This window comes from Streptomyces sp. NPDC096012 (genome assembly GCF_040426375.1).
Taxonomy (GTDB): Bacteria; Actinomycetota; Actinomycetes; order Streptomycetales; family Streptomycetaceae; genus Streptomyces.
In genome coordinates this window covers 1-11813 of sequence record NZ_JBEOTD010000059.1, presented here as the reverse complement: position 1 = coordinate 11813, position 11813 = coordinate 1, and the positions used below count along the sequence as shown (strand labels likewise).

General features: G+C 74.0%; 8 protein-coding genes. 4 read left to right on the top strand and 4 right to left on the bottom strand.

What is annotated here, in order from left to right; translation table 11 throughout:
• Positions 1-20: 20 nt before the first annotated feature.
• Together ABVB68_RS34410 and ABVB68_RS34405 are read right to left on the bottom strand one after the other, a co-directional pair.
• Positions 21-545 carry a DUF4232 domain-containing protein gene (locus ABVB68_RS34410; protein ID WP_353605132.1) on the bottom strand — a complete coding sequence of 175 codons (525 nt, stop codon included), beginning with the start codon at positions 543-545 and terminating at the stop codon, positions 21-23.
• 208 nt (positions 546-753) lie between these two features.
• Positions 754-2364: an alpha/beta hydrolase gene (locus tag ABVB68_RS34405; RefSeq protein WP_353605131.1), complete on the bottom strand. Its 1611-nt coding sequence runs from the start codon at positions 2362-2364 to the stop codon at positions 754-756.
• A 310-nt stretch (positions 2365-2674) separates the two neighbouring features.
• Here ABVB68_RS34405 and ABVB68_RS34400 point away from each other — a divergent pair, with 310 nt between their 5' ends.
• The 3 genes from ABVB68_RS34400 to ABVB68_RS34390 all read left to right on the top strand — a co-directional run bounded on the left by ABVB68_RS34400 (position 2675) and on the right by ABVB68_RS34390 (position 5718).
• A complete protein-coding gene (locus ABVB68_RS34400; RefSeq protein ID WP_353605130.1) occupies positions 2675-3331 on the top strand; it encodes a chaplin in 657 nt (218 codons plus the stop codon).
• Positions 3332-3524: 193 nt separating this feature from the next.
• Complete coding sequence (locus ABVB68_RS34395) at positions 3525-4379, top strand: GNAT family N-acetyltransferase (protein WP_353605129.1); 855 nt, start codon at positions 3525-3527, stop codon at positions 4377-4379.
• 562 nt (positions 4380-4941) lie between these two features.
• The gene (locus tag ABVB68_RS34390; RefSeq protein ID WP_353605128.1) at positions 4942-5718 is read left to right on the top strand and encodes a GNAT family N-acetyltransferase; all 777 of its coding nucleotides are present in this window, start codon (positions 4942-4944) and stop codon (positions 5716-5718) included.
• Between the two features lie 11 nt (positions 5719-5729).
• On the opposite strand, the gene ABVB68_RS34385 is transcribed toward ABVB68_RS34390, so the two are convergent.
• Complete coding sequence (locus ABVB68_RS34385; protein WP_353605127.1) at positions 5730-8549, bottom strand: glycoside hydrolase family 2 protein; 2820 nt, start codon at positions 8547-8549, stop codon at positions 5730-5732.
• Positions 8550-8654: 105 nt separating this feature from the next.
• Positions 8655-9839, bottom strand: a complete 1185-nt coding sequence (locus tag ABVB68_RS34380; RefSeq protein WP_353605126.1) for an ROK family transcriptional regulator — start codon at positions 9837-9839, stop codon at positions 8655-8657.
• Between the two features lie 117 nt (positions 9840-9956).
• Here ABVB68_RS34380 and ABVB68_RS34375 point away from each other — a divergent pair, with 117 nt between their 5' ends.
• Positions 9957-11408, top strand: a complete 1452-nt coding sequence (locus tag ABVB68_RS34375) for an APC family permease (protein ID WP_353605125.1) — start codon at positions 9957-9959, stop codon at positions 11406-11408.
• The last annotated feature ends 405 nt before the right edge of the window (positions 11409-11813 follow it).

The window sequence follows — 11813 nt, the reverse complement described above, 5'->3', positions numbered from 1 at the left end:
CCACTCGCCCGAGCCGATCCTCAGCCGAGACCGATGGCCCGGTCGGCGGCCGCCGCCGTGGGCTGCCACCACGTCGTCACCGGCTCCCAGACCAGGACCTCCTCGCCGGTGCCGAGCCGTGCGGCGGTGAAGGAACGGCCCCGGTGCGCCGCCGACGCGGCCACGCTGAGCGACCCCACCCGGCGGGCTTCGGGGTCCGCCGGGTCGCCGATGGTCCGGACGTCGGCGTAGGCGGTGCCGCCCGCCGTGAGCCGGTAGCCGCCGGTGCCGCCCTCCGGCACCGGCAGCGCGGCCCCGTCCAGGTCCCCGAAGGTCACCGTGGGCACCCGGTCGACGACGCAGGCGCGCCCTCCCCGGTTGGTGACGCTCATGCGCACCACGGCCGGATCGGTGGCCGCGGCCCGCGCCCGTACGGTCAGCGCCTTCTCGGCGCAGCGCGCGGGCCGGGCCGGGCCCGTGGCGGCCTGGCTCGGCGGCGCGGTCAGCAGGAGGGCCGCGGCGGCGGCCGAGACGGCGGGTACGGCGAGGGCGGCGCGGATACGCAAGGTGGTTCCCCCTGTCGCGGGCACGTACGGGTCATGGCGGCCTGCCCAGTGTGACGGCCGGGGCCCGCGGAAGGTTGCTCCCGCACCGCGGCGGACACGCGTCTGCGCCGGTCCTGCCACCGTTCGGCGGTGTTCGCTCCCGGGCCCGCGGGGCCGTGGCAGGCCGGCGGTGCTCGCGCCGCTTCGGGCGTGTTCGTCCGCCGGGGCTTCAGGCGTGTTCGTCCGCCGGGCAGGAACTGCCGTTCGCGGGCAGGGAGCCGTACAGCAGGAAGTCGTCGACCTTGCGGTGCACGCACGTGGAGGAGGAGTAGCCGGTGTGGCCGTCGCCCTTGTTGTCCAGGACCACGGCCGACGGGCCGAGCCGTCCGGCCGTCTCCACGGCCCACCGGTACGGCGTCGCCGGGTCGCCACGGGTGCCCACGAGCAGCAGCTTCGCCGACGGGACGTCCTTGACCCGGTCCCGGATGAAGTCCGTGCCCCGCGGCCGGCCGTAGCACATCAGCAACTGCGTGAGCCGGTAGCGGCCGAAGACGGGCGAGGCCTTGTCGTACGTCGCCCGGAGCTCCTTCAGGTCCTCGGTGATCCGGGCCGCGGTGGGCCGGTCCGGATCGTCCGCGCAGTTGATCGCCATCAGCGCGGACGGCAGGTTGTCCGCCGGTATCTCGTCGGCGCTCACGAGGCGGCCGTCCTTGTGGTGATCCCCGCGGGGCAGGCCGGCGCGCCGACCCTTGTGGGGCAGGCCCACGCCGCCGGCGGAGAAGTTCAGCACGCCCCGGGCGTCGCCGTCCTCGAACAGTGAGGCCAGGGCGCGCTCCAGCAGGGGCCACATCTCCCTGCTGTAGAGGCCCTGCCCGAGGGCGCCGACCAGGTCCTGACCGGAGAACGAGGTGCCGAAGTCCGTCGGCACCGGGTGCTCGTCCAGGGAGCGCACGACCCGCACGACCTGCTCCCCGGCCGCGCGCCGGTCCTTGCCGAACGGACACACGACGTCCGTCGTACACCAGTCCAGGAAGTCGTCCAGCGCGGTCTGCTGACCCTCGGCGCCCGCGATGCCCTGCTCGGACAGCGGCTCGGTCAGGGTGTCCACCCCGTCGAGGGCCAGCCGCCCGACCTTGTCCGGGAACTGTGCCGCGTACACCGCCCCGAGCCGCGTTCCGTAGGAGAACCCGAGGTAGTTGAGCTTGTCGTCGCCGAGCGCCTGACGCATGACGTCCAGGTCACGGGAGGCGTTCACGGTGCCGATGTGGGGCAGTACCGGGCCGGAGACCCGGGCGCACTGGTCGGCGGCCACCCGCAACTGCTTCAGCAGCGCCTGCGGATGAGCGAGGTCGGCGTTCTCGTTCGTCACGGCCGGGGCCGCGTCGGCACCCTCGCCGCAGCTGACGGGGGAGGAGCGGCCGACCCCGCGCGGATCGAAGGTGACCACGTCATAGCCGTTGGTCAGGTCCATGAACTGCCTGCCCTGTTCGGCGAGCGCGCTGATGCCGGCACCGCCAGGGCCGCCGAAGTTGAGCAGCACCGAGCCGCGCGAGTGGCCCGTGGCGCGGTAGCGGGCCAGCGCCACCTCCAGCGTGCCGGCCTGCGGACGGGCGTAGTCGAGCGGCACGGTGACCTTGGCGCACTGCAGGTCCTTCGGCATGTCCGGGCCCTCGCAGGCGGCCCACGCCACCTTCTGCCGGTAGAAGCGCGTCAGGTCGGGCTGCGGCGGCCCGGCCGTGACCGCGGTCGCGGGCAGCGCGGCGCCGAGCAACGCCAGGGCGAGGGCTCCGGCCACCGCGCAGCGCCGCACGGCGGGCCGTGGGGACAGCTTGGCCAGCATCGTTCGCCTCCCGGGGCGCCCGCCGCGGACCGGGGGACGGCGCCCTTGGATCACCATAAGCGGGCCCCGCGGGGCCCGCCTCCGGACGAGCGGGACGGCCTTCGGCGCCGGGACGCCCCGCGCCTCCTGTGGGCCATTCGTGATCATTGGGTCGCTTTACATGAGGTTCGATAAGCCTGCCACTCGATGGGGTGAAAGGCCGATAAGCCATAACTGGGATCCGTTCACCACCGTTTCCCCAGATGCGGGTGAGTACCCGCGACGACGTCTGGAAGGCAGGAAACCTATGAGACGGGCTACCCGAAACGGTGTGATCGCCGTCGCCGCCGCGTCCGGCGCGATGGCAGTGGCGCTGCCGGTGTCCGCAGCCTTCGCGGCCGACGGTGCCGCGGCGGACGGCTCCGCCGTCCGCTCGCCCGGGCTGATCTCCGGCAACGGCATCCAGCTCCCGGTGCACGTTCCGGTCAACGTCTGCGGCAACACCGTGAACGTCGTGGGGCTGCTCAACCCGGCCGCCGGCAACACGTGCGCCAACACGGGCGGTGCGAAGGCCGACGACGCCGGTGCGGGCCGGTCGGCCTCGTCCGGCGGTGCGTCGGCCCGGGGCGGGGCGGGGGACTCGCCGGGCCTGCTGTCCGGCAACGGTGTGCAGCTGCCCGTCGACCTTCCGGTGAACATCAGCGGCAACAGCGTCAACGTGGTCGGCCTGGGCAACCCGGCCCACGGCAACCAGTCGGTGAACGGTCCCGTGGAGCGGCCGAGCACTCCTCGCACCCCGACCCCCGCGAGGCCGCCGGCCCCGGTCCGGTCCCACCCGGCCACGCACCGCCCCGCCGCGGAGCCCGAGCCGGCCGCGCTGGCGCACACCGGAACCGACCTGACGGCCCCCGCCGTCGCCGGCAGCGCCGCGCTCCTCCTCACCGGCGCGGTCCTGTACCGCCGCTTCGGCCCGGCCCGCACCCGCTGACCGGCGCCCCTTCCGAGTCCCCACCGGACGCCGGCCCGGTGGGGACCGGGCGGCACCCCACAGGCGGGCCGGTGCAGGTGGACGGCCGTGCCGGCCTGGGGCGCAAAGTCCGATCTCCGTATGGCGCGGCCCTCCACAGATCCGCGAGGATGCTCCGCGGCAGTCCGATCCCCGACGCACACGGAGCGCACCGATGACCTCTGCGGCCCCCCATGACCTCGTCGTCACGCAGGCCACCCTCGCCGACTGGCCGGTGATCAGCGGGTGGGCCGCGGCGGAGGGCTGGAACCCCGGACTGTCCGACGGGCCCGCGTTCTTCGCCCAGGACCCCGGGGGGTTCTTCCTCGGCCGGATCGACGGGGAACCGGTGTCGGCCATCTCGGTCGTCAACTACGGCCCCGACTACGCCTTCCTCGGCTGCTACCTCGTCCGCCCCGACCTGCGCGGTCGCGGTCACGGCCTCACCACCTGGAAGACGGCCCTCGCCCACGCCGGCAACCGCACCGTCGGCCTCGACGGAGTCGTCGCCCAGCAGGACAACTACCGCCAGTCCGGCTTCGAGATGGCCTACCGCACCACCCGGTTCACCGGCGTCGCGCCCGGGCGTGCGGTCGCCGCCGGCGTGCGCCCCGCCGGCCTCGCCGACCTGGCCGCGATCGCCGCCTACGACAGCGCCTGCTGCCCGGCCGACCGCCCGCGCTTCCTCGCCGAGTGGCTCTCCGGCCCCGGCCACCGCGCCTTCGTCCGCCACGCCGGCGAACGGCTCACCGGCTACGGAGTGATCCGCCCCGGCCACGACAGCCCGCGCATCGGGCCCCTCTTCGCCGACACCGCGGAGGACGCGCGCGCACTGTTCGACACCCTCGTCGCCGAGGCCGCCGGCGAGGAGATCGCGATCGACGTCCCCGAGCCGAACGCGGCCGGCGTCGCGCTCGCCGAGGAGGCCGGGCTCCGTCCCTCCTTCGAGACCGCGCGCATGTACACCGGTCCGGTGCGCGCCCACGCCCAGGAGCGCGTGTTCGGCGCCGCCACGCTCGAACTCGGCTGAACCCGCGGGCGGAAGCCAAGGGTCCGGCGCATCGGGCGCGTCCGGACCCGCACCGGCTGTCCCGGCATGCGAGCGCGACCCCAGCCGCCGTCCCGCCGTTCACCGCCGTCCCCGCCACCACCGTGGCGGCAGCCGCAGCCGCAGCCGCAGCCGCAGCCGCAGCCGCAACTGCAACTGCCGTCCCGCCATTCACTGGCGTCCCCGCCACCACCGCAGCCGCAGCCGCAACTGCAACTGCCGTCCCGCCATTCACCGCCGTCCCCGCCACCACCGTGGCGGCAGCCGCAGCCGCAGCCGCAGCCGCAACTGCAACTGCCGTCCCGCCGTTCACTGGCGTCCCCGCCACCACCGTGGCCGCAGCCGCAACCGCCGTCCCCGCGATTCACTGCTGCACCGCAACCACCGTGGCGGCAGCCGCAGTAACCGTCGGGGTTGCAGCCGCCGTGACCGCGGCTGCGGCCGGCTCGCGGTCCGCGTGGCCGCCGTGCGGCCGGGGCCGGCCGCGCCCGGTGACGCGTAAACTCCGTTGCCGCTCGCCGGGCGGGCATGCTGCAGTGGGCGCATGGATCACACGGCGGTGCTCGCCCTCTACGACCGGGACATGCGCGAGGGCGCCCGTCCCGACGGCCCCGGTGCCCGGGTCGAGCGGGCCGGCGCGGTGGTGCGGCAGGTCGCGGACGCGCACGGCTGGAACGGCGTGCTGTGGTCGGACCTGGACGCGGCCGGCGCGGACCGGGCGATCAGCGCGCAGATCGAGTACTTCGCCGGCCTCGGCCGTGATTTCGAGTGGAAGCTCTACGGCCATGACCGGCCGGTGGATCTCGCAGACCGGCTCACCGCCGCCGGGTTCCGGGCCGAGCCCGAGGAGACGCTGATGGTCGGCGAGGTGGCCCGGCTCGCCCCGGACGCCGAACCGCCGGAGGGTGTCCGGCTGGTGCCGGCCGTCGATGCGGCCGGTGTCGACATGGTCGTGGACGTCCACGAGAAGGCCTTCGGCAGCGACGGCGCCGGGCTGCGCCACCGGCTGCTCGCCCGCCTGGCCGCCGACCCCGGCACGGTCGTGGCGGTGGTCGCGCTCGCCGGCACCGGACCCGTCGGTGCGGCGCGGTGGGAACTGGTGCCCGGCAGCCGGTTCGCCGGGCTGTGGGGCGGCGGCACCGTCGAGGCGTGGCGGGGCCGGGGCGTCTACCGCGCCCTGGTCGCCCACCGCGCCCGGGTGGCCGCCGCCCACGGCTACCGGTACCTGCAGGTCGACGCCTCACCCATGAGCCGCCCGATCCTCCGGCGCCTCGGCTTCCACGCGCTGAGCACCACCACCCCCTACGTGTACCGGCGTTGACCGCGATCCCGTCAGGCCGCCGGCACCGTCCGCTGCGGTGTGTTCCACCCGGAGACCCGCACGTTCGGTGCCGAGCCGCGCAGGTCCGCCGTTCGGTAGGTGGCGGTCAAGGTCGCCGACTCGCCCGGCCACAGGGTCACCTCGTTGTCCGACCAGCGCACCGGCAGCACCGGCTCGCCCCGCGCGTCGACCAGGTGGACGTCCGTCAGCAGCGACGGCGTCGTGCCACCGCCCGTGTTGCGCACGGTCACCGTGGTGGTCGACATGCCGCCGGACGACGTGGTGGACGCCGTCGCCGTCGTCGGCACCTGCGCCATCGAGGCCAGCCCCTTGAGGCCGGCGTAGGCCGTCGTCGGCGTGTAGTACCAGGTGGTGCCGTTCCAGTCGAGGGTGTCGGGCCGGGTGGAGAGCCAGTACACGTTCCGGCTCACCTCCTTGCCGTCCGGGCCGGTGAGCACCAGCCGCAGCAGATACGTCCGGGACAGTCCGCTCACCGAGGACGGCAGGGTGAGCGGTGTGGCGTGTGCCCCGTCCCCGTCCACCGCCACACCGGTGACGGTCCTGTCGTACCGCTCGGTGCCGTCGGGGTCGAACAGCGTGGCCCGGGCGGTGAGGCCGTCGGCCGGGGCGGTCCGGTTGTTCAGCACCACGACGGAGCGGTCGTCGTAGGAGTACTGGATGTGCAGCGGCTCGTTCGCCTTCTTGGCTCCGAAGTAGGCGCCGTTCTGGTCGAGATAACGGTCCGTCAGCTGCCAGTGCAGGGACGTCCAGCCGCTGTTGAACATCCAGTGGACGACTCCCGTGGCGGGCCGGTCCGCGTCCGTCGCGTTGCGTTCGTACGCCTCGAACTGGGCGCGCACGTTCTCGTACTGCGTCAGCTGGGCCTTGCGCACGTAGTCGGCGAGGCTCGTCGGTGCGCCGTAGCGGCCGGCGAGGGCGTTGTCGTAGATCTTGAGCGTGCCGAAGACGGTCGACGGCGAGCGGTGGTACTGCCTGGCGTCCGGGCTCTTCCACAGGGTGTCGAGTTCGGCGGGCGTCATCATCCGGCGCAGGGTGTCGAGGGTGGGGATGCTCGGGCCCGCGCTGGTCTCGGAGTTGAAGCCGGTGGCCCCGCCCTCGCGTTTGGCGTACCAGTAGCCGGGCGGTACCCAGTCGTAGGGGCCCGTCATCTTCATGCCCGAACCGCCCAGCCGCGGCGAGGACTTCTCGGAGGCGGCCGGTACCACGGGGGCCGGCCAGTCGGCCGCCTCGAGGGCGTCCAGGTAGCCCTTCTCGATGGTCGCGTCGGGGGCGGCGTCGCTGCCGATCAGGAAGGAGAGCACGCTCGGATGGCCGCGCAGCCGGGCGGCCTCGGCGGCCATGGACGCCTTCGCGACGGCATGGTCGCTCTCGCTCCACTTCTCCCCGGAACCGTCGGGGTTGACCTGGCCCTCCCACTTGTCGCAGCACTCCCAGCCCGGCAGGGTGAGCACGCCGTGGCGGTCGGCCAGGTCGAAGAACTCGTCGGGCTCCAGGTGACCTTCCAGGCGCAGGGTGTTCAGGCCCAGGTCGACGGCGTACTTCAGCCGGTCCTCGGCGTAGGAGCGGTCCCAGCGCAGGAACTCGTCCGGCGACCAGCCGCCGCCCTTGATCAGCAGTCTGCGGCCGTTGACGCGGTACTGGCGGGCGCCGTCGGGGTCCAGCGGTGCCCGGACGTCACGGATGCCGAAGGTCTCGTGCGCGCTGTCCGACGTGGTGCCGGCGACGGTCGCGGTGAGGTCGAGGTCGTACAGCGGCTGGTCGCCCATGCCGGCGGGCCACCACACCCGTGGCGCGGCGAGCCGCAGTCCGGGCACGTCGGCGGGGGAGAAGACGACCGTCTTCTTCTCGTGGGCGGCGAGCGGCACCGTGCGGGTGAAGCGGGTCCCGGCGACGCCGCCGGAGACCTCCGCCGTGACCGCCGTGCCGGAGTCGTTGCGGACCAGCGCCTTCACCGTCAGCTCTGCCGTGGCGAGCGAGGGCACGGCCAGTTCGGTGACCACGTGGGCGTCCCGCAGTGCGACGGGGCCGCTTCGGCGGACCAGGACGTCGCGGACGATGCCCATGTTCCGGTCGGGCGGCGGCTGGAGCCAGTCGAGCCAGCCCATGGTCAGGTCCTTGTCCGGGTCGTTGGGCCGGACCCGGAAGGCGACCGTGTTCTCGCCGGGCCGGACCAGGGAGGTGATGTCGAGTTCGTGGTGGGTGTAGGCGCCGGTGACCTCCGACGCCGGCGCCACCTGGCGGCCGTTGACATAGACGTCGGCCGCCGAGACCACGCCGCTGAAGTCGAGGGCGGTGCGCCGGCCGGTGTCCTCGACGGTGAAGTCCGAGCGGTACCACCACGGGACCTGGAAGTCGGCCCGGGGGATCTTCTGCAGGTTCGTGGAGTGGAACGGGTCGGCGTACACGCCGTCGGCGAGCAGCGCCGCGAGGACCGTCGAACGCGGGCCCGCCGGATACCAGCCGGCCGTCCGGTAGCCGGGGGAGGACACGTCCGCGGGGGAGTCGCTCACCTCGGCCGTGGACCGGATGGCGAACCCGGCGAGCGGGGTGCTCGACCCGGCGGCCCCTGGGACGCGCGTGACCTCGGCGGGCGCGTGCGGCGCGGCCGGCCGGAACGCGGCCCGAGCGCTGCCGAACGCCGGTCGCCGGTCCGCGGTCCAGGTGCCGGAGGCCGGTTGCCGGTCCCCGGCCCGGGCGCCGGAGGCCGGCTGCCGGTCCGCGGCCCGGGCGCCGGAGACCAGCGTGCCGAGCAGCGCGAGGGCCAGGGCGGTGGTGGCGTACCGGGAGGCGTGTGCGGGGCGAGGGAACACGGGGTCTCCAGCCTCGTAAAGTTAGGAAACTTTACTAATTCGGTTCAAGCTAGGGGCCCCTACGGATCCGTGTCAACGACCACGGCCGGGACCGGTGTCGCACCGTCAGGTTCCGGCCGCCCGGCGCTCGAACACCTGCTGCCGGGCGGTGTCCAGGGCCGTGGCCACCGCGCCGAGCAGCACCGCGTCCTCGCCGAGCCGGCTCGGCGCGATCCGCGGACGCAGTGGGGTGAGGGCGCGCAACCCCTCCCTGACCGGGCGCAGCAGCAGGTCCACGCTGTGGCCGAGTCCGCCGCCGAGCACGACCAGATCCGGGTCGAGGACGGCGGCGGCGGCCGCGACGGTGTGCGCGATCCGCTCCCCCTCCAGCTCCACCGCGCGCAGGGCGGCCCGATCGCCCTGCCGGGCCGCGTCGAACACGGCCTTGGCCGTCAGCTGCCCGCTCATCCCGAACCGCCGGGCGGTCTCCACCACGGCCACCCCGGACACCGCGTCCTCAAGCCGTTCCGGCTTCGGCCGTCCGGCCCAGGGCAGGAAGCCGATCTCCCCGGCCAGCCCGTGCGCCCCCGTGAACAGCCGCCCCTCGCTGACGACCCCCATGCCCAGACCGGTGCCTATGAGGATGTACGCGAAGAGCCGGCTGCCCGCGCCGACGCCGTACGTGTACTCGCCGAGCGCCGCGAGGTTGGCGTCGTTGTGCACCTCCAGGGGCACGCCCAGCTCCTCGCGCATCCGGTCGACGAGGCCCGCGCGTCCCCAGCCCGGCAGGTGCATCGCGTACCGCACCCGCCGCTGCCGCTCGTCGTACACGCCCGGCGTGCCGACGACCCCGTGCACCACCTCCGCCGGGTCCACGCCCGAACCGGCGATCACCTGCCGGGCGGTGCCCACGACCAGGTCGGCCAGCGCGGCGGAGGCGCGGGCCCGGTTGCGCACGTCGGTCCGGGCGACGACCGTGCCGTCCAGGTCGGCCACGGCGACGCGCAGCCAGCCTCGGCCGATGTCGACACCGAGGGCGTACCCGGCCGCGGGGTCGGGGGCGTACAGCACGGCGGTGCGGCCCCGCTCCGGGGCGTGCGTGCCGACCTCGTGGACCAGCCCGGCCGCCTCCAGGGAGGCCAGCGCGCTGGACACCGTCGGTTTCGACAGGCCGGTCTCCCGGGCCAGTTGCGCGCGCGACGCGGCGCCCAGACCGCGCAGCCGGTCCAGGAGCAGCCGCTCGTTGGCACTGCGCAGGCGGCGGCGGCTCCAGGGCTGTTCCTGCTGCTCTATGACGTCACCGGCGGGCATCGCACCATTCTCGTGCATTCCTGACGCGTACTTGACGCCTCTAGTAAGGCTCCTTAACTTTATCGGCCAGTCGGCCCCGCCGGGTGCCGCGCAGGGCCCGTCGCGTCAGGAGTCCCCATGTCCGGTAGCCCGCCACCCCCGGGTGGCTTCGTCCGCCGTGTCGGCCTGTTCCAGGCGACGGCCATCAACATGAGCCAGATGTGCGGGATCGGCCCCTTCGTGACGATCCCGTTGATGGTGGCCGCGTTCGGCGGTCCGCAGGCGGTGATCGGGTTCGTCGCGGGCGCGGTGCTCGCCCTGTGCGACGGGCTGGTCTGGGCCGAACTGGGCGCCTCGATGCCCGGCTCCGGCGGCAGCTACGTCTATCTGCGCCAGGCCTTCCAGTACCGCACCGGACGCCTCATGCCGTTCCTGTTCGTGTGGACGGCGATGCTGTTCATCCCGCTGATCATGTCCACGGGCGTGGTGGGCTTCGTGCAGTACCTGGGCTATCTCGCCCCGGACCTGGGCCGGACGTCCGGCGATCTGATCGGTCTGGGCGTCATCGCCCTGGTCGTGATCCTGCTGTGGCGCGGCATCGAGCACATCGCCCGGATCACCGCCGTGATGTGGACCGTGATGATCGCCTCGGTGCTCCTGGTGATCGTGGCCGCCGCCACGGACTTCAGCCCGCACCTGGCCTTCACCTATCCGGCGCACGCGTGGGACCTGACGAGCGACCACTTCTGGCTGGGCTTCGCCGCCGGCCTGACCATCGGCATCTACGACTACCTGGGTTACAACACCACCGCGTACATGGGCGCCGAGATCAAGGACCCGGGCCGCACCCTGCCGCGCTCGATCCTCTTCTCCATCCTCGGCATCATGGCGATCTACCTGCTGCTGCAGATCGGCACGCTCGGCGTCGTCGACTGGCACCGGATGACCGACCCGCACGACATCGCCTCCACCTCGGTGGCCTCCGCGGTGCTGGAGGAGACCTGGGGCGGCGGTGCGGCCGACGTGGTGACCGTACTGATCCTGATCACCGCCTTCGCCTCCGTGTTCGCCGGTCTGCTCGGCGGCTCCCGGGTGCCCTACGACGCCGCCCGGGACCGGGTGTTCTTCCGCCCGTACGAGAAGCTGCACCCCAGGCACCGCTTCCCCGTGCTGGGGCTTGCGACCATGGGGGTGATCACCGCCGTCGGCTTCCTGATCGGCCGCCACACCGACCTCGCGACGCTGATCCAGCTGCTCACCACGGTGATGGTCATCGTCCAGGCCCTCGCCCAGATCGTGGCGCTCACCGTCCTGCGCAGACGCCGGCCGACGCTGTCCCGTCCGTACCGGATGTGGCTCTACCCCCTGCCGAGCGTCGTCGCCTTCGCCGGCTGGTGCGTGATCTACGGGTACGCCGACAGGAACTCTCCCGGCCGCCACCCCGTCGAGTGGTCCCTCGCGTGGCTCGCGCTCGGCTGTGTGGCCTTCCTGGTCTGGGCCCGGATGGAGAAGGTCTGGCCGTTCGGGCCGAAGGAGATCAGCGAGGAGTACGCGGAGGGCCGGGATCCGGACGTGCAGCCGGTCGTATGACGGAGGACCCGGCGGGGGCGGCGGGCGCGAGCGCTCCGAGGCCGCCGCCGGGCCGACTGCGCCGCCCGGCGGGATGAGGCCGCCGTCGGGTCGACTGTGCTGCCCGGCGGGGTGAGGCCGCCGTCGGGTCGACTGTGCTGCCCGGCGGGGTGAGGCCGCCGTCGGGTCGACTGTGCTGCCCGGCGGGGTGGGGCCGTCGCCGGGCCGACTGCGCCGCCCGGCGGGGTGAGGCCGTCGCCGGGCCGACTGCGCCGCCCGGCGGGGTGAGGCCGTCGCCGGGTGGACTGTGCTGCCCGGTCTCCACTCGCCGCCGGAGACAACCCGCACACCGCCTCAGGGTGCCCCGGCGCGTGCCGGGCCGGGGCACCCGAGGCGGTGTGGGGGCACGGGAGAGGCCCGGGCCCC

What these genes read in the sequence shown, in the direction of transcription:
- ABVB68_RS34405 (WP_353605131.1), bottom strand. Translation starts at nt 2,364, where the DNA reads ATGCTGGCCAAGCTGTCCCCACGGCCCGCCGTGCGGCGCTGCGCGGTG.
- ABVB68_RS34390 (WP_353605128.1), top strand. Translation starts at nt 4,942, where the DNA reads ATGGATCACACGGCGGTGCTCGCCCTCTACGACCGGGACATGCGCGAG.
- ABVB68_RS34395 (WP_353605129.1), top strand. Translation starts at nt 3,525, where the DNA reads ATGACCTCTGCGGCCCCCCATGACCTCGTCGTCACGCAGGCCACCCTC.
- ABVB68_RS34375 (WP_353605125.1), top strand. Translation starts at nt 9,957, where the DNA reads ATGTCCGGTAGCCCGCCACCCCCGGGTGGCTTCGTCCGCCGTGTCGGC.
- ABVB68_RS34380 (WP_353605126.1), bottom strand. Translation starts at nt 9,839, where the DNA reads ATGCCCGCCGGTGACGTCATAGAGCAGCAGGAACAGCCCTGGAGCCGC.